Annotated in this window: 22 protein-coding genes; 11 read left to right on the forward strand and 11 right to left on the reverse strand. The window is 67.5% G+C overall.

All coding sequences use genetic code 11. The features are described from left to right. Nucleotides 1-32: 32 nt before the first annotated feature. The gene (locus tag IAE56_RS08805; protein WP_200752269.1) at nt 33-971 is read left to right on the forward strand and encodes a DUF2272 domain-containing protein; all 939 of its coding nucleotides are present in this window, start codon (nt 33-35) and stop codon (nt 969-971) included. 68 nt (nt 972-1,039) lie between these two features. Then, nucleotides 1,040-1,390 (forward strand): DUF3301 domain-containing protein, encoded by a 351-nt coding sequence (locus IAE56_RS08810; RefSeq protein WP_108768389.1) that lies wholly within the window; start codon nt 1,040-1,042, stop codon nt 1,388-1,390. Nucleotides 1,391-1,502: 112 nt separating this feature from the next. Here IAE56_RS08810 and IAE56_RS08815 read toward each other — a convergent pair whose 3' ends face one another. The 7 genes from IAE56_RS08815 to IAE56_RS08845 form a co-directional block, all read right to left on the reverse strand. Next, complete coding sequence (locus tag IAE56_RS08815; RefSeq protein WP_108768388.1) at nt 1,503-1,970, reverse strand: ClpXP protease specificity-enhancing factor; 468 nt, start codon at nt 1,968-1,970, stop codon at nt 1,503-1,505. An 85-nt stretch (nt 1,971-2,055) separates the two neighbouring features. Then, on the reverse strand, nt 2,056-2,691 hold the full coding sequence (locus IAE56_RS08820) for a glutathione S-transferase N-terminal domain-containing protein (RefSeq protein ID WP_108768387.1): 636 nt from the start codon (nt 2,689-2,691) through the stop codon (nt 2,056-2,058). Nucleotides 2,692-2,825: 134 nt separating this feature from the next. Next, complete coding sequence (locus tag IAE56_RS08825; RefSeq protein ID WP_200752270.1) at nt 2,826-3,575, reverse strand: cytochrome c1; 750 nt, start codon at nt 3,573-3,575, stop codon at nt 2,826-2,828. Beyond that, a complete protein-coding gene (locus IAE56_RS08830; protein ID WP_108768385.1) occupies nt 3,568-4,827 on the reverse strand; it encodes a cytochrome bc complex cytochrome b subunit in 1,260 nt (419 codons plus the stop codon). The genes IAE56_RS08825 and IAE56_RS08830 overlap by 8 nt, the downstream gene beginning before the upstream one ends. Continuing rightward, nucleotides 4,827-5,447 carry a ubiquinol-cytochrome c reductase iron-sulfur subunit gene (petA, locus tag IAE56_RS08835; protein ID WP_108764653.1) on the reverse strand — a complete coding sequence of 207 codons (621 nt, stop codon included), beginning with the start codon at nt 5,445-5,447 and terminating at the stop codon, nt 4,827-4,829. Before petA ends, IAE56_RS08830 begins: the two co-directional genes overlap by 1 nt. Nucleotides 5,448-5,661: 214 nt before the next feature. Then, nucleotides 5,662-6,594: a lytic transglycosylase domain-containing protein gene (locus IAE56_RS08840; RefSeq protein ID WP_200752271.1), complete on the reverse strand. Its 933-nt coding sequence runs from the start codon at nt 6,592-6,594 to the stop codon at nt 5,662-5,664. A gap of 46 nt (nt 6,595-6,640) precedes the next feature. Next, complete coding sequence (locus IAE56_RS08845) at nt 6,641-7,609, reverse strand: WYL domain-containing protein (protein WP_200752272.1); 969 nt, start codon at nt 7,607-7,609, stop codon at nt 6,641-6,643. A gap of 81 nt (nt 7,610-7,690) precedes the next feature. Here IAE56_RS08845 and IAE56_RS08850 point away from each other — a divergent pair, with 81 nt between their 5' ends. The 9 genes from IAE56_RS08850 to IAE56_RS08890 all read left to right on the forward strand — a co-directional run bounded on the left by IAE56_RS08850 (nt 7,691) and on the right by IAE56_RS08890 (nt 16,106). Continuing rightward, complete coding sequence (locus IAE56_RS08850) at nt 7,691-8,311, forward strand: glutathione S-transferase family protein (protein ID WP_200752273.1); 621 nt, start codon at nt 7,691-7,693, stop codon at nt 8,309-8,311. Between the two features lie 169 nt (nt 8,312-8,480). After that, on the forward strand, nt 8,481-9,896 hold the full coding sequence (gene miaB / locus IAE56_RS08855; RefSeq protein WP_200752274.1) for a tRNA (N6-isopentenyl adenosine(37)-C2)-methylthiotransferase MiaB: 1,416 nt from the start codon (nt 8,481-8,483) through the stop codon (nt 9,894-9,896). A 231-nt stretch (nt 9,897-10,127) separates the two neighbouring features. Next, complete coding sequence (locus tag IAE56_RS08860) at nt 10,128-11,114, forward strand: PhoH family protein (protein ID WP_108768380.1); 987 nt, start codon at nt 10,128-10,130, stop codon at nt 11,112-11,114. After that, nucleotides 11,111-11,596, forward strand: coding sequence for an rRNA maturation RNase YbeY (ybeY, locus tag IAE56_RS08865; protein WP_108764644.1), 486 nt, complete (start codon nt 11,111-11,113; stop codon nt 11,594-11,596). The genes IAE56_RS08860 and ybeY overlap by 4 nt, the downstream gene beginning before the upstream one ends. A 64-nt stretch (nt 11,597-11,660) precedes the next feature. Beyond that, nucleotides 11,661-12,245, forward strand: coding sequence for a hypothetical protein (locus tag IAE56_RS08870; RefSeq protein WP_200752275.1), 585 nt, complete (start codon nt 11,661-11,663; stop codon nt 12,243-12,245). A gap of 90 nt (nt 12,246-12,335) precedes the next feature. Beyond that, the gene (locus IAE56_RS08875) at nt 12,336-12,881 is read left to right on the forward strand and encodes a hypothetical protein (protein ID WP_200752282.1); all 546 of its coding nucleotides are present in this window, start codon (nt 12,336-12,338) and stop codon (nt 12,879-12,881) included. Between the two features lie 64 nt (nt 12,882-12,945). Next, on the forward strand, nt 12,946-13,827 hold the full coding sequence (locus IAE56_RS08880; protein WP_108768378.1) for a transporter associated domain-containing protein: 882 nt from the start codon (nt 12,946-12,948) through the stop codon (nt 13,825-13,827). After that, nucleotides 13,824-15,077, forward strand: coding sequence for a DUF4105 domain-containing protein (locus tag IAE56_RS08885; protein WP_200752276.1), 1,254 nt, complete (start codon nt 13,824-13,826; stop codon nt 15,075-15,077). Before IAE56_RS08880 ends, IAE56_RS08885 begins: the two co-directional genes overlap by 4 nt. Nucleotides 15,078-15,083: 6 nt before the next feature. Next, a complete protein-coding gene (locus IAE56_RS08890; RefSeq protein WP_200752277.1) occupies nt 15,084-16,106 on the forward strand; it encodes a magnesium and cobalt transport protein CorA in 1,023 nt (340 codons plus the stop codon). Nucleotides 16,107-16,262: 156 nt separating this feature from the next. On the opposite strand, the gene IAE56_RS08895 is transcribed toward IAE56_RS08890, so the two are convergent. From IAE56_RS08895 to potA, 4 genes are all read right to left on the reverse strand, one after another. Beyond that, a complete protein-coding gene (locus IAE56_RS08895; RefSeq protein WP_200752278.1) occupies nt 16,263-17,627 on the reverse strand; it encodes an NAD-dependent succinate-semialdehyde dehydrogenase in 1,365 nt (454 codons plus the stop codon). A gap of 85 nt (nt 17,628-17,712) precedes the next feature. Next, nucleotides 17,713-18,555 carry an ABC transporter permease subunit gene (locus IAE56_RS08900; protein ID WP_108768374.1) on the reverse strand — a complete coding sequence of 281 codons (843 nt, stop codon included), beginning with the start codon at nt 18,553-18,555 and terminating at the stop codon, nt 17,713-17,715. Beyond that, entirely contained in the window at nt 18,552-19,484 is a 933-nt protein-coding gene (locus IAE56_RS08905) for an ABC transporter permease subunit (protein WP_200752279.1), read from the reverse strand. Before IAE56_RS08905 ends, IAE56_RS08900 begins: the two co-directional genes overlap by 4 nt. Further along, entirely contained in the window at nt 19,481-20,617 is a 1,137-nt protein-coding gene (potA, locus tag IAE56_RS08910; RefSeq protein WP_200752280.1) for a polyamine ABC transporter ATP-binding protein, read from the reverse strand. Before potA ends, IAE56_RS08905 begins: the two co-directional genes overlap by 4 nt. Between the last annotated feature and the right edge of the window lie 196 nt (nt 20,618-20,813).

The raw sequence follows: 20,813 nt of genomic DNA on the forward strand, positions 1-20,813 counted from the left end.
GACGCTGCGGCCATCCCCCACAGGAGCCGCGCATGCGCCGGATGCTGTTGCCTGCCTGCCTGCTGCTGGCCGCCGCGCCGCTGTCAGCCGCCGCCGCCGAAGCCTGCGACGTGCCACCCCGCTTCGGCCTCAGTCCGCTGGCGATCTCCATCCGCAATGCTGCCTGCAATGAACATCGGCTCTGGTACCGCCCCTTCATCGACCGCGAGGGGCGCGCGGCCAGCCTCAGCGTCACCGAAGCGGAGAACGAGAACCTGGCCGACAACGGCCTGATCGCCTGGCAGCGCGTGGCCAGCTACTGGCGCGACAGCGGCACGCTCAACGCGATGGGCAGCATTCCCGGCGCCAGCAGCTGCCTGGCGCCGCTGGGCACGCGCTACACCGACAGCGACTGCCGCGCCTTCCTGGTCGACAACCCGTGGTCGGCCGCGTTCATTTCCTGGGTGATGACCCGCGCCGGCGTGCCGGGCTTCACCACTTCGCCGCGGCATATCGACTACATCCGCGCCGCCTACCAGGCGGGGCCGACCGGCGTGCCGTACCGGCTGGTGGATCCGGCCACGGCCAAGCCGGCACCGGGCGACCTGCTGTGCTTCCTGCGCGACCGCAGCAGCACGCTGAGCTACAGCGGGCTGGTGAAGGCGCTGGGCAACGGCTCGGTCGGTCACTGGAAATCGCATTGCGAAGTCGTGGTGGCGGCCAACCTCGGCGGTGACCAGACCCTGTACCTGGTGGGCGGCAACGTGATGAACACCGTGGCCATGCGCCTGCTGCAGCTGGACCGCACGGGCCTGATCCAGCTGCCGCCCGCGCGCGATCGCAGCAGCACCGGCATCGACCCCAGCTGCACGCCCGGCCGCGAGGACGAATGCAGCTTCAACCGTCAGGACTGGGCGGCACTGCTGCAGCTGACGGCCCCCGCATCGCGGGTGGCACCGCCGCCGGTCGCACCGCCAACGAATGGACAATGAGCAGGATGGCTTGATCCGCTGCGCGTTCGCCGCCATCTTTCCGGGATCGACCCTGCACGCGTGACGCCATGCCTACCCTGTTGTTGCTGCTGATTGCCGGCGGCATCGTCTACTTCTTCTGGAATGCCGCGCGTTCCGCCGCCGAACGTGCCATCGAACTTGGCCGCAATGCCTGCCGCGCCGCCGACGTGCAGTGGCTGGACCAGGCGGTGCACGCCACCGGCATGCGCCTGTCGCGCGGCGAGGATGGCCGGCTCGGCTTCGAGCGCACCTTCAAGTTCGAGTATTCCTACGACGGCATCGATCGCCACGTCGGCCGCATGGTGCTGCGCGGCGATCAGCTGGTGTCGTTCACCGGCCCGGGTGCGGCGCGGATCAGCCAGATCCGCGCGGATGTGGAAGACGCAGAGGACGTCTGAACCCGGTAGCGCCGGGCCATGCCCGGCGAGCGCAGCGGTAGAAGCGTGCCGACCAACGGTCGGCACCCACCATTGCTTTATGGAGTGCCGACCAACGGTCGGCACCTACCCGTTATTTGACAACGCGCAGCGTCGGGCGGCCCTTCGGCGGCGGCGTGGTCGGCGGCCGATCGTCCGGCGGCGTGTCATCCGACGGGGTCTCGCCCTCGTGCAGCAGCTCGTCGCTGGTCGGCGCCGGTTCGGTGCCCGGGATATCGTCCGGCAGCGCCATGCCCTGCCCGGTCTCGCGCGCGTATACGGCCAGCACGGCGCTGATCGGCACCTGCACCGGATAGCTGGTGCCGGAGAAGCGCGCCGAGAAGCTCACCATCTCGTTGTTGATCATCAGCTGCACCACCGCGCGTTCGGCGATGTTGAGCACCACGCGGCCATCCTTCACCGCCGAAGGCGGGACCTGGACGCCGGGGACGCCGGCATCGACCAGGATGTGCGGGGTCAGCTGGTTGTCGTTGATCCATTCCACCAGCGCCCGCAGCAGGTACGGGCGGTGGCTGGTCATGTGGAAGAAGTCGTCGGTCATGCGTGAAGTGTACGCGCCCGACGCCCCTGCCGGGGCGGATCGCCTGCACACCGGTGGGCATGCAGACGGAATGCGCCCGCCGGGATCAGCCCGGCAGGTCGCGCAGCTTCTTTTCCTGGTCGGTCAGGCTGCGGACGAAACCGGGGTGGCGGAAGATGCGGTTGCCGTAATCCTCGATGGCCTTGCCATCCTTGGGCAGCGGCACGTCCAGCGACTGCAGGCGCCAGATGATCGGCGCCATCGCGCAGTCAGCCAGGCTCATTTCCGGGTTGAGGAAGAACTTGCTGGCCTTGAACAGCGGCAGCGAGGCGGTCAGCAGTTCCTTCAGGCGCTTACGACCGGCTTCGGCCTGGGTCTTGTTGCCCAGCTGGATGGCCTGCACCTGCGGCACCCAGTCGTGCTCGATGCGCAGCATGGCCAGGCGGATGCGCGCACGCGAGAGCGGATCGACCGGCATCAGCGGCGGATGCGGGTAGCGCTCGTCGAGGTACTCGCTGACCACCGAGGCGGCGTACAGCACCAGCTCGCGCTCGACCAGGGTCGGCACCGAGTGGTAGGGATTGAGGTCGATCAGATCTTCAGGCGGGTTCTGCGGATCGACAGCAACGGAGTCATAGCTGACCCCTTTGGCCGCCAGGACCAGGCGGACCCGGTGGCACAGGACATCATCGTTCGAGGAAAACAGCGTCAGTGTATTGCGCATGCGTACGCTCGCCGCCATCAAAGGCTCTCCCACGACAGGAGACCGCCTGCCGCATCGGCGCCGCCAGCACCGTGCTGGCGGTCGACTCCTCCCCGAGTGTGCAACCGAGCATCACAAAAGCCAATAGGCTTTGCGTCGTGCCGGCAGCAGAATCAGTGCACGTCCTTCCAGTATTCCTTCTTCAGCAGGTACAGCAGGAAGGTCAGCAGGGCCAGGAACAGGATCACCCACACGCCCAGCTGCTGGCGCTTCAAGGCGGCCGGTTCACCGGCGTACTGAAGGAAGTTGGTGATGTCCCGCACGGCCTGGTCGTACTGCCCGGCATCGACGTTGCCCGGCGTTTCCAGGCGCAGACCGGTGACCGGCGGATCCATGCCCGGCGCCTCGGCCTTGCCATGCACCGCGTGCTGCAGGCCCTGCATCTCCCACAGCGGATTGGGCATGGATGCGTTGGCGAACAGGGCGTTGTTCCAGCCCAGCGGCCGGCTGCTGTCCAGGTAGAACGACTTGAGGTAGGTGTAGACCCAGTCGCTGCCGCGCACCCGCGAGATCAGGCTGAGGTCCGGCGGCATCTTGCCGAACCACTTCTCCGCCTGTTCCTTGGGCATCGCCACCGGGATCGGGTCGCCGATCGCCGAGCCGGTGAAGTTGAGGTTGGCCATCACCTCTTCCTCGCTCAGGCCCAGGTCCTGCGCCATGCGCGAATAGCGCAGGTACTTCAGCGCGTGGCAGCCGGAGCAGTAGTTCATGTACAGCTGCGCGCCGCGCTGCAGCGATGCGCGGTCACCGAGGTCGTTGCCGGCCTGCAGCAGCTTGGTGCCACCTTCGGCGGCGGAGGCCAGGAAACTGCCCAGCATCAGGGTGGCCGTCAGGGCCAGCCGGACCATCCAGCGATCAGTCATGGGTGGTCACCCTCTCCGGTACCGGTTTGGTCCTGTCCAACCTTGTCCATACCGGCATGGTGATGAAGAACGCGAAGTACAGGAAGGTCAGCACCCGCCCGACGTAGGTTTCATGCGCATCGGTACCGGGGCCGGAACCGATCACGCCCAGCCAGACGAAGCACACGGCGAACACGCCCAGCAGCACCTTCGAAAGCACGCCGCGATAGCGGTAGGACTTGACCTTCGCACGGTCCAGCCACGGCACCAGGAACAGGATCGCAATGGCCGAGAACATCACCAGCACGCCGCCCAGCTTGTTGGGCACCACGCGCAACATCGCGTAGTACGGCGTGTAGTACCAGACCGGCTTGATGTGCTCGGGCGTCACCAGGCGGTTGGCCTCGGTGAAGTTGTCGTGCTCCAGGAACAGGCCACCGAAGGCCGGTGCAAAGAAGATGATGAAGGCGGCGATGATCAGCAGGAAGCCGGCGCCGACGCCATCCTTGAGCGTGTAGTACGGATGGAACGGAATGCCATCGGCCGGCGCGTTCGGCGACCAGCGGTTGCCCTTGGGCCCCTTTTTGATCTCGACACCGTCGGGGTTGTTGGAACCCACTTCATGCAGCGCGCCCAGGTGCAGCACCACCAGCAGCAGCAGCACCAGCGGCAGGGCGATGACGTGCAGGGCGAAGAAGCGGTTGAGCGTGGCATCACTGGGCAGGTAGTCGCCCATGATCCATTCGGTCAGGCCGTTGCCGATGACCGGTATCGCGCCGAACAGCGAAATGATGACCTTCGCGCCCCAGAACGACATCTGGCCCCACGGCAGCACGTAGCCCATGAAGGCTTCGGCCATCAGCACCAGGTAGATCAGCATGCCAAGGATCCACACCAGCTCGCGCGGCTTCTGGTAACTGCCGTACATCAGGCCGCGGAACATGTGCAGGTAGACCACGATGAAGAACAGCGAGGCCCCGGTGGAGTGCATGTAGCGGATCAGCCAGCCCCACTCCACGTCCCGCATGATGTATTCGATGGAACCGAACGCCTCGGCGGCGTTGGTCTTGTAGTGCATCGTCAGGAAGATGCCGGTGACGATCTGGTTGACCAGCACCAGCAGCGCCAGCGAGCCGAAGTAGTACCAGAGGTTGAAGTTCTTCGGCGCGTAGTACTCGCTGACGTGCTTGCGGTAGACCGGCATCAGGCCGGGCGCGCGCGCGTTGACCCAGTCGGCCACGCCGCTGGCGGTACGGGCGAGGATATTGGCCATCAGGCTGCCCCCTGCGGATCGACACCGATGATGATGGTGTTGTCGTCCTGGTAATGGTGCGCGGGCACCTTCAGGTTGATCGGCGCCGGCACGTCCTTGAAGACGCGGCCGGACATGTCGAAGCGCGACTTGTGGCAGGGGCAGAAGTAGCCGCCCTTCCACTGCGGGTCGTACGGCTCGGGCCGGATCTCGGCCACCATTTCAGGCGAACAGCCCAGGTGCGTGCACAGCCCGACCAGCACGGAGACATCCGGCTTGATCGAACGCAGCTCGGGGTTCTGCTTGAGCACGTAGTCCGGCTGCTGGTCCTTCTCGCCGGACTCTGGGTCCTTGAGACGGCCATCCAGCCCATGCAGCGCGTCGAGGATCGCCTTGGACCGTTTGACGATCCAGATCGGCTGGCCACGCCATTCCACGATCAGGCGTTGGCCTTCCTGCAGGGCGCTGATGTCGGCCACCACCGGTGCGCCGGCAAGCTTGGCGCGGGCACTGGGGTTCCAGGATTTGATGAAAGGAACTGCGGTGAATCCGACGCCGACGGCGCCCACCACGGCTGTGGTGGCAGAAAGAAAACGCCGACGTCCGGTGTTGACTGGATCGTGTACCCCATCGTTGGCCATCCGGCACTCCGATATTGATTAGGTAGCTTTAAGGCTGCCAGCGGATCCGGTGGGGGCCAGAGCCGCATTGAATCATGGGCGAGTGTAGCGGAACCGTCGCGCGCCACACAACGCATTGCAACAATCTTTTGAAGGCGTGCCGACTAACAGTCGGCACCTACCAACAGTCGGCACCTACCTGCTTGCCGCTTCGCTCGCCAGGCATGGCCTGGCGCTACTGCTTGGTCAATGCGGTGCGGTAGCGGTCGGCCAGCTGGCCGACGCGGCGCACGTAGTACTGGGTTTCACTGTACGGCGGGACGCCACCGTGGCGGTCGACCGCGCCTTCGCCGGCGTTGTAGCCCGCTGCGGCCAGGGTCAGATCGCCATTGAAGCGCTTCAACAACCACGCAAGATACTGCACGCCGCCACGGATGTTCTGGCTGGCGTCGTAGGAATCGCTGACCCCGAAGCGTGCGGCGGTCGGCGGCATCAGCTGCATCAGGCCCTGCGCACCGGCGCGGCTGAGCGCGGTCGGGTTGTAGGCCGACTCGGCATGGATGATCGCGCGCACGATGGCTTCTTCCACGCCGAACTCACGTGCGGCCGAGGCGATCTCGGTCTGGAACGAGGTGGTGTTGAGGCGCACGCTGCCGAAGTCCACGCGCGGGTTGACCCCGCAGGCGTAGCAGCGCTCCATGAAGCTGTAGCGGATGGTGCGCACCGGGCCGAGGTTGGCGACCTGGGTCGGGCGCGCACTGGTGTAGTGGCGCACGCCGTCCTGCATGTACGAATAGACCTGGCCACTGACCATGCGGCCACCGCGCGGCGTGGTCGCCGGCTTGGCTGCAGGGGTGGCGGAGACGGCCGGGCTGGCGGCACTGGCGGCCACGGCCACCGGGTTGCGCTCGGCGCTGGCCACCTGGGTGGCGGCCGGGGTCGTGCTGGCGGTCTGCACCGGTGCAGCCGCCGGTACGGCGCGCGGGGTCGCGGGGCGACGGGTATCGCGGCTGTAGCTGATGCTGCTGCAGCGCGCGCCGGGCACGCGCTTGCTGACATAGCTGGTGACGCCGTCGGCACCCTGGCATTTGAACAGGGTGCCGGCGCTGGCCGGCGCAGCGGTCAGCGCAGCGATGATGATCGCCGTTGTCCCCAGTATCCCCTTCATGGCGGCGAGTGTCCCAGCTTCGCCGGGCCTTGCCAAGCCGCCCCGCTCAGTCCGTGACCGCCGGCACAGCCAGCAGCTGGCCCAGCCCGGCCAGGCGCTGGGCCAGTTCGTCGCGCAGTTCCGGCGGCGAGGTCCACAGCGCCATCGGCAGCCGGTCCAGGCTGAGGATCTGGGCCAGCATCATGCCGCGGCTCTCGGCGCCCATGCGCAGCAGGCAGTGATCGGGGCCCTTGGGCTCAAGGACCCCGCACCAGGGCGGAATGCGACCCTCCAGCTCGGCCAGGCTGCCGGCGAGGCGCAGGGTGGCCTGCAGGGTGAAAGGCGCCTGGCTCACGGCCTGCCGCACCATCACGTCGGGCGGCGCCGGGGTGCGCCGGTGCAGGCCGGGCCCGGGCTGCTGCTGCACCGCGCCCATCCGGTCCACGCGCAGGGTGCGCCAGTCCTCGCGGATCAGATCCCAGGCCAGCAGGTACCAGCGACGGCCGTAGTTGACCAGGTGCTGGGCCTCGACCTGGCGCTGGGTCAGCACGTCCTGCGCGCTCCGGTACTCAAAGGTCAGCCGTGCGGCCTGCCGGCAGTGCTGGGCCAGGCGGCCGAGCAGGCGCGCATCGGTGGCCGGCAGGTCGGACAGGGTGGCGGTGGCCGCATGCACCTCGCCGGCCTGCTGCCGGCGCCGGGTCGGCACCAGCGGGTCGAGCTTGGACAGCAGGCCGCGGGCGGTCTCGTCGATACCGGACAGGGTGGCCGAGGCGGCCCGCAGCGCAATGGCCAGGGTGGTCGCCTCCTCCTCGTCCAGCAGCATCGGCAGCACCGGCGCGCCGGTACCGAGCCGGTAGCCACCACCGACCCCGGCCGAGGCCTGCACCGGGTAGCCAAGCTCGCGCAGGCGTTCGATGTCGCGGCGGATGCTGCGCCGCTCCACGCCCATGCGCTCGGCCAGCTCGGCGCCGGACCAGTGCCGGCGGGCCTGCAGGAGCGAGATCAGGCGCAGCAGTCGATGGGCGGTATGGCGCATGAAGAATCGAGGACAGAAGTCGTCCGCGATTGTGCCCCAGCATGGCCTCCCGCTTCACCACCCACCGCAAGTAGCCCTGCCATGTCTGCACGCCAGATCACCCTCTACCACGCCGCCCGTTCCCGCTCGAGCGGCGCCGTCGCCCTGCTCGAGGCACTCGGCGCCGACTACCGGCTGCAGGTGCTGGACCTGAAGGCCGGTGCCAACCTGGCCCCGACCTACCTGGCCATCAACCCGATGGGCAAGGTGCCGGCCATCATCCACAACGGTGCGCTGGTGACCGAACAGGTGGCCATCTACCTGTACCTGGCCGACCTGTACCCGGAAGCCGGGCTGGCGCCGCCGATCGGCGATGCGCAGCGCGGCCCCTACCTGCGCTGGATGGCCTTCTACGGCGCCTGTTTCGAGCCGGCGATGACCGACAAGGCCCTGCACCGCGAGCCGCCGCCGCGGATGATGTCGCCCTACAACGATGCCGAGACCGTGCTGCAGGTGATCGAGGCGCAGCTGGCGCAGGGCCCGTACCTGCTGGGCGAGGCCCTGAGCGCGGCGGACATCCTGTGGGGCAATGCGCTGGGCTGGATGCGCGAATTCGGGCTGGTGCAGCCGGCCCCGGCCACCGCGGCCTATATCGACCGGATGGGCACGCTGGCCGCGTTCGACCGCTCGCGGCAGATCGACGCGGAGCTGGTGGCGGCGTAAGGGCCGCCGGGCACGGCCCGGCGCTACCGGATGGCGGACGATGATTGGCCGACGGGCGGCGACGTGTACGGTAGCGCGGGGCCATGCCCCGCGAGCGCGCAGCGCGGCGGGCGGCGTGGGATGCGGGTAGAATTGCCCGCTTTCCCGCCACCCGAATGGATTAAGCGCCATGACCGGGACGCCAGACGTCTTTCCGCCCGCCCCGGGCGGTACCCCGCTCGTTGCCCTGCCCACTGGTCCGCGCAAGCCCGACCAGGTCAAAGGCAAGCTCTACATCAAGACCCACGGTTGCCAGATGAACGAGTACGACTCGGCCAAGATGGCCGACGTGCTTGCCGCCAGCGATGGCCTGGAACTGACCGATACCCCGGACGACGCCGACGTCATCCTGGTCAATACCTGCTCCATCCGCGAGAAGGCGCAGGAGAAGGTCTTCAGCCAGCTGGGCGTGTGGAAGGGCCTGAAGAACAAGGGCCGCGAAGTCATCATCGGCGTGGGCGGCTGCGTGGCCTCGCAGGAAGGCGAAGCGATCATCAAGCGCGCGCCGTTCGTGGACCTGGTGTTCGGGCCGCAGACCCTGCACCGGCTGCCGGAACTGATCCGCGCCCGCCGCGAGCAGAAGCGCCCGCAGGTGGACATCAGCTTCCCGGAAATCGAAAAGTTCGACCGCCTGCCGGAACCGCGTGCCGACGGCGCGTCGGCATTCGTGTCGATCATGGAAGGCTGCTCCAAGTACTGCTCATTCTGCGTGGTGCCCTACACCCGCGGCACCGAAGTCAGCCGCCCGTTCGAGGACGTGGTGGTGGAAGTGGCGCAGCTGGCCGCACAGGGCGTGCGCGAGATCAACCTGCTCGGGCAGAACGTCAATGCTTACCGTGGCCCCTACGGTGACGGTGAATTCGCCGACCTGGGCCTGCTGATCCGCACCATCGCCGAGATCGACGGCGTCGGCCGCATCCGCTTCACCACCTCGCACCCGCTGGAGTTCAGCGACTCGCTGATCGACGCGTTCCGCGACGTGCCGCAGCTGGCCAACTTCCTGCACCTGCCGGTCCAGGCCGGCAGCGACCGCGTGCTGTCGGCGATGAAGCGCGGCTACACGGCGCTGGAATTCAAGTCGAAGATCCGCAAGCTGCGCGCGGTGCGCCCGGACATCTCGATCAGCTCGGATTTCATCGTCGGCTTCCCCGGCGAGACCGATGCCGATTTCGAGAAGACCATGAAGCTGATCGAGGACATCGGCTTCGACCACAGCTTCTCCTTCATCTATTCGCGCCGCCCGGGCACCCCGGCGGCTGATCTGGAGGACACGATCAGCGATGCGGAAAAGCATGCGCGGCTGTCGCGCCTGCAGGAACGCATCAATGCGCACGCCGCCGGCATTTCCGAAAGGATGGTCGGCACTGTGCAGACCGTGCTGGTGGAAGGCCCCTCGCGCAAGAACCCGAACGAGTTGACCGGCAAGACCGAGAACATGCGTTCGGTGAACTTCCCGGCGCCGGCGCGCCTGATCGGCCAGTTCGTCGACGTGGTGATCACCGAGGCGCTGACCAATTCGCTGCGTGCGCGGGTGGTGGCGGAGTAAGGAAGGTGTGCCGACCAACGGTCGGCACCTACCAAGGGCCGGTCCTCCTGGCACATTTTTCACCAGCGCTTCACCTCCCTTGCCGCGCAGGCTCCGCAAGTACTTGTCCACAGCTTTCTTCGGCGCCGATCCACACCCGGTGTGGAGAACTGTCGCCCCGCCCGTCCGCGCGCTAATCTTGTCTTCCCTGGGTCCATCGCGGTGGACGGCGAACCCGCCCCACCCCACGCAATGAAAAGCATCGAGCATCGAGATTTCACCCTGTCGCCGGAAGACAACGAGCGGCTGGCCAACCTGTGCGGTCCCTTCGACGGGCACCTGCGCCAGATCGAGCTGAAGCTCGGCGTGGAGATCGCCAACCGCGGCTTCGTGTTCCGCATCAGCGGGCCGGACGAGGCCATCGTCGAGGCGCAGAAGCTGATCGAGGCGCTGTACGTCGAAGCCGCCGAGACCACCTTCGACAGCCACGCCATCCACCTGCGCCTGGCGCAGGCCAATGTCGAGCAGATCGCCGAGCGCTCCTACGAAGCGCAGGACGTGGCGATCAAGGTCAAGCGCGGCACCGTGCGCGGCCGCGGCGCCAACCAGGGCCGCTACCTGCACCAGATCGCCACGCATGACATCAACTTCGGCATCGGCCCTGCCGGTACCGGCAAGACCTTCCTGGCCGTGGCCAGCGCGGTAGAAGCACTGAACGAATCGCGCGTGCAGCGGCTGATCCTGGTGCGCCCGGCGGTGGAAGCCGGCGAGAAGCTGGGCTTCCTGCCCGGCGACCTGAGCCAGAAGGTCGACCCCTACCTGCGCCCGCTGTACGACGCCCTGTACGAAATGATGGGCGTGGAGAAGGTGGTCAAGCTGCTGGAAAAGAACGTCATCGAGATCGCGCCGCTGGCCTACATGCGCGGGCGCACGCTCAACGATGCGTTCGTGATCCTGGACGAAGCGCAGAACACCACCATCGAACAGATGAAGATGTTCCTGACCCGCCTGGGCTACGGCTCCACCGCGGTGGTCACCGGCGACCTGACCCAGACCGACCTGCCCAAGCACGTGAAGTCGGGCCTGCGCGATGCCATCGACGTGCTGCGCGATGTGGAGGGCGTGACGTTCACGTTCTTCGAAGCGCGCGACGTGGTCCGCCACCCGCTGGTGGCCCGCATCGTCAATGCCTACGATCGCCGCGACCTGCATCAGATTCAACCTGGAGCTACCCCATGACCAAAGGCCCCGTGCGACTTGATGTCGCCATCAGCTACGCCCTGCCCCGCACCGGCCTTCCAGCGGCGGTGAGCTTCCGCAAATGGGTGGCGGCGGCCCTGAAGGGACGCATCCGCGAGGCCGACCTGGCCATCCGCGTGGTCGATGCGAAGGAAGGGCAGTCGCTGAACCGGCATTACCGTGGCAAGGATTACGCCACCAACGTGCTCAGCTTCCCGGCCGACGTGCCCGAAGGCCTGCCCAAGGGGGTGAAATTCCCGCTGCTGGGCGACCTGGTGATCTGCGCGCCGGTGGTGGCCCGCGAAGCCGACGAGCAGGGCAAGGCGCTGAACGCCCATTACGCGCACCTGACCGTGCACGGCGTGCTGCACCTGCTGGGCTGGGACCACGAGGACGACAAGGAAGCCGAGGCGATGGAGCAGCTTGAGCGCGAGATCCTGGCCGAGCTGGGCATCGAGGATCCTTACGCCGGCGAGCGCTGAGGCCCGGACCGCGCTACTCTCGGGCAGACATTCCCGGGAGACATGGACGATGAAGGGTCAACTCATGGCCGCGCTGGCCATACCTGCGATCTGCATTCTTGTCACGGTCGTGGGGTTGTACGTGGCGCGTCGAAACATCGCGCGCCACCCCGATGGCCGGCACTGGCTGCTGCTCACGCTTGCGCTGGTGTCGCCGGTCAGCCTGCTGGCAGCGTTCCTCATTGGCCTTGTCCAGTCGCGCCTGCCGCACGGCCTGATCCCTCCGCAGATGTTCAACGCCCTATCGGTGATCGCACTGCTGCTGCCGCTGGTCGGCGTGTGCACCGCCCCGCTCAGCTGGCGCGTTTTCGTGCTGCGCCGCCTGCACCGCGGCAGCGGCAGCCTGCCTTTCTTCCGGGCGCCCCGGGTGCAGCTGCTCGCCCTGTTCGCGCTTGCCGCCGCCTACATGCTGGTACGCGGCCATACAGGCCCGGTCGGATTGCCGATGCCGCTGCAGCCGAACTACCTGACGTTGGCAGCCGGCATCGTGATGGGTCTGATCCACGTGGTCCTGACCGTGGTGTTCCTGACGCTGCCGGTGATGGCGCTGTGGGCGCTGGCCAGCGGCGGGGTGCGGGCTGCCTGGACGCGCCGGCGCTCGGCACGGTAGGGCTGAGGGCGTAGCCGCCGACCGGTCGCGGTCGCCGTCCACCGCCGCTACCATGTCCGGGCATCCTTCATCGCGGATCTCCTGCCTGTGCTGCTGCGTACTGCCCTGCCCCTGCTGCTCGCCTCCCTCGCCGCCCCCGCTTCGGCCGCCCCGCTGGACCTGCCGGCGCTGATCGAATGCCGCCAGGGCGTGGCCGAGCATGCCGCGCTGGCACCGCTGCTGGCCGACCCGCTGAAGGCCGTGGCCCAGGGCCTGCAACCGCTGCCGCAGGGCAACCAGTTCATGAGCGAATTCCGCCTGGCCAAGCCGATCACCGTGTTCGGCCAGCAGACCGAGCGGGTGGCCGTGGCCGGCGCCAGCGTGATGGCCGTGCTGGACCAGGCCGACCCGCACCCGCTGGCCAAGCGCCTGGAACTGGAAACCGGCTACGACCAGGACGGCAAGTTCATGGCCGGCCGCGAGGTGGTCAGCCGCGACGTGACCGACCCCAGGACCGGCGAGGCCCAGATCGAATCGATCATCCTCAGCGTGTCCACGGTGGCCAGCCACCCCGGCAAGACCCTGGCCGGCTGTACCTACAGCCTGGATCTGCCGGCCGAGGACGAGGTTCCGGCCGCGGCCGCCGGCGGTCACTGAAAGGCCCCAACATCCTGCTAGACTTGGGACAACGCCCGGCTTGCCGGGTGCCCTTTTTCCAGAGATGTCAGAAGACGACAGTAGTAGCTCCTCCTTGGAGCCCAATGAAAAGAAGCGCGGCTGGCTTGAACGCCTGACCTCCGCCTTCTCCGGCGAACCCCATACCCGCGACGAGCTGGTCGCTGTCCTGCACACCGCGCAGGAAGAGGGTCTGATCGCCGCCGATACCCTGAAGATGATGGAAGGCGCCATTTCGGTGGCCGAGCTGACCGTGGGCGACGTGATGATCTCGCGCTCGCAGATGGTTTCGCTGCCGGTCGAGGCGCCCTTCCTGGACCTGATGAAACAGGTCGTCGAATCGGGCCACTCACGCTTCCCGGTGCACGGCGAGAACAAGGACGACATCCTTGGCATCCTGCTGGCCAAGGACCTGCTGCGCGGCGTGGTCGCCGACAACGGGCCGGCCAACGTGCGCGAACTGCTGCGCCCGGCGGTGCTGATCCCCGAGGCGAAGAAGCTCAACGTGCTGCTGAAGGAATTCCGCCTGTCGCGCAACCACATGGCCATGGTGGTGGACGAGTACGGCGGTGTCGCCGGCCTGGTCACCATCGAGGACGTGCTGGAGCAGATCGTCGGCGAGATCGACGACGAGCACGACGAGGCCGAGGACCAGTCGGCGCAGATCGCGATCCAGGCCGACGGCCGCTACGTGGTCGACGCGCTGACCGCGATCGGCGATTTCAACGAGCGCTTCGGCGCCACGTTCTCCGACGAGGACTACGACACCATCGGCGGCCTGGTGACCGAGGCGATCGGCCATCTGCCCGAGGTCGGTGACGAGCTGGCGCTGGACCGCTTCATGTTCCGCGTCGCACGCGCCGATGCGCGCCGGGTGCAGGCCTTCCATGTGACGGTGCTGCCGCCGGACGAGCAGGACGACGCTTGAAGCGCCGGGGCCTGATCCTGAGTGTGTGGCTGGCACTGTGCGTGCTGGCCATGGCCCTGCCGCAGGCGGCCTTCGCGCAGGCGATGGCCGCCGCGCCGGCCACCGATGCCGCCGCCCCGCAGGAAGCGCCGGCGCCGCGCATCGGCGTGGTGACCATGCAGCCGGGCAAGGTGTTCTTCGAACGCTTCGGCCACGACGCCATCGTGGTGCTCGACCCGGTCAGCGGCGAGGCGATCTCGTACAACTTCGGTTACTTCGATCCGTCCGAGGATGACTTCATCAGCCGCTTCGCACGCGGCGACATGATGTATTACCTGGTAGCGCTGCCGCTGCAGCAGGACCTGTCGTACTACGACGAGACCGGCCGCGGTGCCAGCGTGCAGTGGCTGGACCTGCGCCCGGACCAGGCGCGTGCCCTGGCCGCCGGCCTGGCCGAACGGGCCAAACCTGAGAACGCGCGCTACCACTACGACTACTACACCGCCAACTGCGCCACGATGGTGCGCGACACCCTCGACAAGGCACTGGATGGCGGCCTGCATGCGCAGCTGTCCGGACGTTCGCGTGGCAACACCTACCGCAGCGAATCGGTGCGCCTGGCATCACCGGCACCGTGGATGTGGCTGGGCTTCGACGTCGGCCTCGGTCCGTTCGCCGACCAGCCGCTGTCGCGCTGGCAGGAAGCCTTCGTGCCGATGCGCCTGGCCGATGCGCTGCGCCAGGTGCGCAACAGCGATGGCCGGCCGCTGGTGCAGAGCGAGCAGGAACTGCTGCCGCACCGCATCGACCCCGAGCCGAAGGAATTCGCGCGGCGCTGGTGGCCGTGGCTGCTGTGCGGCCTGGTGATCGCCGCCGGCGTGCTGGCCCTGCGCAGCCGCCCGCGCCTGCTGGCCGGCATCGCCCTGCCGTTCTGGCTGCTGTGCGCCCTGTTCGGTGGCGTGCTGGTGTTCCTGTGGGGCTTCAGCATCCACTACGCCGCGTGGGCCAACCGCAACCTGCTGCTGCTCTCGCCGCTGGCGGTGCTGCTGCTGCCGGGCGCCATCGCGCTGCTGCGCCGGCGCGTGCCGGGACGCATGTTCAGCATCGTGCTGTGGCTGCTGGCCGCACAGTCCGTGGCGGCGCTGGTGCTGCACTGGCTGAGCCTGCAGGCGCAGTACAACGTGCAGTGGATCGTGCTGCTGCTGCCGGTGCACGTCGCGCTGGCCTGGGTGCTGGCCCGTCGTCCTCACTTGTCCGAAACACCCCGCTGACGCAGGATGGCGGGCATGTCATTGCCCGCCTCCGCTTCCGCACCCGCGTCGAACAACCCCGCCTGCGTCATCAACTGCGTCCACTACGATGACCAGGGCAAGCGCCACGACATCAGCCTGGACGCCATCAGCGATGTGATCGCCAGTGGCAACGGCTTCGTCTGGGTGGGCCTGTTCGACCCCAACGACGACGTGCTGCTGAAACTGCAGGAAGAGTTCTGCCTGCACGACCTGGCCATCGAGGATGCGCGCAACGCGCACCAGCGCCCGAAGGCCGAGGCCTACGGCAATTCGCTGTTCGTGGTGATGACCACCGCGCAGATGGTCGACGAGCGCATCCAGTACGGTGAAACCCACGCCTTCCTCGGCCCGCGTTTCCTGGTGACCGTGCGCCACGGCGCATCGCTGTCCTACGCGCCGGTACGCGCGCGGGTGGAACGCGAGCCGCAGCTGCTGAAGATGGGGGCGTCGTACTGCCTGTACGCGGTGGCCGATTTCGTGGTGGACAACTACCTGCCGATCACTACCCGCTTCCGCGACACGCTGGACCTGCTGGAGAAGGACATCTTCGCCGAGACCTACAAGCGCAGCACGGTGACGCGCCTGTACGAGCTCAAGCGCGAACTGAACAAGATGCGCATGGCGGTGGCGCCGCTGCAGGATGTGCTGGCGCAGCTGCGCCGCTACCAGGGCGACCTGATTCCCGACGAAGTGAAGCTGTACGTGCGCGACGTGCACGACCATGCCGCGCGCATCAGCGATGTGATCGACACCCTGCGCGAGATGCTGGGCACGGCGCTGAGCGTGAACCTGTCGCTGGTGACGCTGGCGCAGGGTGAGACGGTGAAGCGCCTGGGTGCGTGGGCGGCGCTGCTGGCCGCGCCGACCCTGATCACCAGCTGGTACGGCATGAATTTCAGCCACATGCCCGAGCTCAACCAGCCGTGGTCCTACCCGTTGATGATCGTCGGCGTGGCCGCGGTGTGCGTGGGGCTGTACCGCTTGTTCAAGCGCGCGAAGTGGCTGTAGGGCGTTTTTTGTAGCGTCGAGCCATGCTCGACTGCTGTACGAGGCGTTGCGTAGAGTCGAGCTTGCTCGACTGATGGCTGCCAAAGCAGTCGAGCAAGCTCGACTCTACGAGAGCGCAGAGCAGTCGAGCATGGCTCGACTCTACAGAAGCGGAGATCAGGCCACGTAGACGGTCTTGATGTTCATGAACTCATGGATGCCGTGGTCGGCCAGTTCGCGGCCGAAGCCCGACTCCTTGCTGCCACCGAACGGCAGCCGCGCATCGCTCTTGACGATGGCGTTGACGAAGGCCGCGCCGCATTCCATGCGCTGGGCGAAGCGCTCGCCGCGCACCACGTCGCCGGTCCACACGCTGCCGCCCAGCCCGAAGCGGGTGTCATTGGCCACGCGCAGCGCCTCGGCTTCGTCCTTGACCCGGATCACCGCCGCGACCGGCCCGAACAGTTCCTCGTCGTAGGCCGGCATGCCCGGGCCCACCTGGTCGAGCACGGTGGCCGGATAGCCCGCGTGGGTTCCCGCAATCGGCTCGCCGCCTGCCAGGACCTGTGCGCCCTTGGCCACGCTGGCCTGCACCTGCTTGTGCAGCTCGTCGCGCAGGTCGGCACGGGCCATCGGTGCCAGCGTGGTGGCACCGTCGTTGGGATCACCGTACTGGCGCTGGCCGGCGGCGTCGACGAAGCGCTGGGTGAATGCATCGGCCACCGCCTCGACCACGATGAAGCGCTTGGCCGCGATACAGGTCTGCCCGCTGTTGTCGAAGCGCGACTTCACCGCCGCGGCGACGGTCTTGTCCAGGTCGGCATCGTCGAGCACCACGAAGGCATCGCTGCCGCCCAGCTCCATCACCGATTTCTTCAGCTGGCTGCCGGCATTGGAGGCAATCGAGCGCCCTGCCCGCTCGCTGCCGGTCAGGGTCACCGCCTTTACCCGCGCGTCGCGCAGCACCTCGGCGGCCTGGTCGTTGTCGATGTGCAGCACGTCGAACACACCCGCCGGCAGGCCACCGTCACGACACACCGCCAGGATCAGGTCGGCGCACTGCGGCACGTTGCTGGCGTGCTTGAGCAGGGCCACGTTGCCGGCCATGAAGGCCGGGGCGAGGAAACGGAACACCTGCCAGATCGGGAAATTCCACGGCATCACCGCGAACACGCAGCCGATCGGCTCGTAGCGAACGTAGCTGCGCTGCGCCTCGGTGTCGATGATCTGCGGCTTCAGGTAATCCGCGGCGTGGTCGGCGTAGAACTCGCAGGCGGCCGCGCATTTTTCGACCTCGGCCAAGGCCTCGGCCTTCAGTTTGCCCATCTCGCCGGTCATTGCCTGCTGCAGGTCATCGCGGCGTGCGCGCAGCTGGGCGGCGATGCTCTTGAGGATGGCGCCGCGATCCTGCAGGGATCGCTCGGCCCACACGGGGAACGCCTCGGCGGCGGCCTGCAGGCGCTGTTCGATGCCGGCCGCGCCGAGCAGTTCATGGCGGTAGGTGACCTGGCCGGTGGCCGGGTTGACGATTTCGACGGTCATGGGGGATCTCCATCAGGCAGATCCGCATTCTGCGCCGGCACCCGTGAGCCGGGTGTTGCCGCCGCATGGCGGCGGCGTGCGGGCGTCAGCCGTTGTCCTGGCGGGCCAGCTGCAGGTCGCGCTGGCGCCGCTTCTCGGCACGCGCGTTGATGTACCAGCCGATCACCGCGGCCACCGATACCGCCGACACCAGCAGGGTCGCCAGCGCGTTGATCTTCGGGCTGATGCCCATGCGCACCGAGGCGAACACCTTCATCGGCAGCGTGGTCGAGCCCGGCGTGGCAACGAAGCTGGCCACCACCACGTCATCCAGCGACAGGGTGAAGGCCAGCAGCCAGCCCGCCACCAGCGCCGGAGCGATGATCGGCAGGGTGATGCGGCCGAACACGGTCAGCCGGCTGGCGCCGAGATCCATCGCAGCTTCTTCCAGCGAGAGATCCATTTCCTGCAGGCGCGAGGACACCACCACGGTGACGAAGCACAGGGTGAAGGTGACATGGGCGATCCAGATGGTGGCCAGGCCGCGCGCCGGGAAGCCGGGAATGGCGCCCATCGAGGCCAGCAGCGCCATCAGCGAGAAGCCGAGGATCACATCGGGCATCACCAGCGGCGCGGTGACCAGCGCACCGAACACCTGCTTGCCGCGGAAGCGGCGGAAGCGGGTCATCACCATCGCCGCCAGCGTACCCAGCACGGTGGCGGTGCAGGCGGTCCAGAACGCCACCACCAGGCTGGTCCACATCGCATCCATCAGCGCGCGGTCGGCGAACAGGTCGCTGTAGGCGCGGGTGGAGAACCCGGCCCAGACCATCGCCAGCCGCGAGCTGTTGAACGAATAGAACATCAGCAGCAGGATCGGCAGGTACAGGAAGGCGAAGCCGAGCAGCAGCACGCCCAGGCCCAGGCCCTTTGCGCTACGCGGGCTCATGCCTGCTTCCCTTCCAGCAGGCGCTGCTGGGACCGGTTGAACCACAGGATGGGCACCAGCAGCAGCAGGATCATCGCCACCGCCATCGCCGAGGCACCCGGCCAGTTGCGGTTGTTGAAGAACTCGTTCCACAGCTGGCGGCCGACCATCAGTGTTTCCGAGCCGCCGAGCATTTCCGGGATCACGAATTCACCCACCGCCGGGATCATCACCAGCATGCAGCCGGCGACGATGCCGGCCTTGGACAACGGCAGGGTGATGCGCAGGAACGCCTGCCACGGCTTGGCGCCGAGGTCGTAGGCCGCTTCCAGCAGGCGGTTGTCATGCTTGACCAGGTTGGCGTACAGCGGCAGCACCATGAACGGCAGGTAGCAGTAGACGATGCCGATGTAGGCCGCCGTGGGAGTGTCGATCAGCTGCAGCTTGGGCAGGCCCATGCTGGTCATCAGCGACTGCAGGCCGGTGAACTGCAGGAACTGGTCGAGCAGGCCGTTGCGGTCCAGGATCGCCTTCCACGCATAGACGCGGATCAGGAACGAGGTCCATGACGGCAGCACCACCAGCATCATCGCCACGTTGCGCGCGGCCGGCGACAGGCGCGCGATGGCATAGGCCATCGGGTAGGCGATCAGCAGGGTGAGGAAGGTGGAGATGGCCGCGATCTTGATCGAGCTCAGGAAGGCCTGGGCGTAGATCGAATCGCGGAACAGCGCCAGGTAATTCTCGAGGTTGAGCTTGAGCGAGAACGCGCCATCGACGTACTGCAGCAGCCAGGTGTACGGCGGCGAGCCGACCCGGCTGTGCGAGAAGCTGATCATCAGCACGATCAGGAACGGCACCGCGAAGAACAGCAGCAGCCACAGGTACGGAATGCCGATGACCGTGGCGCGCGCGCCCGGCAGCCAGCGCTTCAGGCCTGCCGCGCTCATGAGGTCAGCACCACGCCGTCGTTGTCGCGCCAGTGCACCCACACCTGGTCGCCCCAGGTCAGGCCATCGCTGGCCCAGCGCTGCGAGTTGGCGAAGTTGGCCAGCACCTTGGCGCCGCTGGGCAGGCGCACGTGGTAGACCGAATGGCTGCCAAAGTAGGCGATGTCCTCGATCACGCCCTGCGCCTTGTTGGTCGGCGCTTCCGGTTCGTCCTTGCCGATCATCACCTTTTCCGGGCGCAGCGCGAACGCGACCGGCTGCCCTTCGTAGCAGGTGATGCCGTGGGCGATGTAGACCGGTGCGGGGAACAGCGGCGAGCGCACGGTCACGTACTCCGGCAGGTCCTCGTCGATGACACCTTCAAACAGGTTGACCGAGCCGATGAAGCCGGCGACGAAGCGGTTGGCCGGCTGCTCGTAGACCTCATCCGGCTTGCCGACCTGCTGGATCCAGCCGGCATCCATCACCGCGATGCGGGTGGCCATGGTCATGGCCTCTTCCTGGTCGTGGGTGACCATCACGCAGGTCACGCCCGACGATTCGATGATGCTGACCAGTTCCAGCTGCATCTGCGAGCGCAGCTTCTTGTCCAGCGCGCCCATCGGTTCGTCCAGCAGCAGCAGCTTGGGCCCCTTGGCCAGCGACCGCGCCAGCGCCACGCGCTGCTGCTGGCCGCCGGAGAGCTGGTGCGGCTTGCGCTTGCCCAGGTGGGCCATCTGCACCAGGTCGAGCATCTCGCCCACGCGCCGGCTGATCGCGTCCTTGGCCAGGCCGTCCTGCTTCAAGCCGAAGGCGATGTTCTGCTCGACCGTCATGTGCGGGAACAGGGCGTAGGACTGGAACATCATGTTGACCGGCCGCTGGTACGGCGGCAGCGCGTCCAGGCGCTGGCCATCGAGGGTGATGCTGCCCTTGGTGGGCGTCTCGAAGCCGCCCAGGCAGCGCAGCAGGGTCGATTTGCCGCTGCCCGAGCCACCGAGCAGGGCGAAGATCTCGCCCTTGCGCACGTCCAGGTTGACGTCGTCGACGGCGACGAAGCCATCGAATTCCTTGCGCAGGTCACGAATGGAGAGATAGCCGGGCGCACCGTTCGCATCGACGACGGCGGCTTCCGGCTGGGCTTCAACGGGCATGGGGGCTCCGGGAGCGGGCGGTGGACAGCGGTGGCCATTCTACCGGCCGGGGGGCGCAAATGCGTGCCGACCAACGGTCGGCACCTACCGGGCCGAAGGGCCCGCCGGGCATGGCCCGGCGCTACCGGGACCGCTGGCCGCGGGGCGCGCCCGGGGGGGGCCCCCGGGGCCCGGGGGGGGGGGGGGGGGGGCCGGT

Origin of the sequence: Stenotrophomonas sp. S41 (assembly GCF_016624625.1) — a bacterium.
GTDB lineage: Bacteria > Pseudomonadota > Gammaproteobacteria > Xanthomonadales > Xanthomonadaceae > Stenotrophomonas.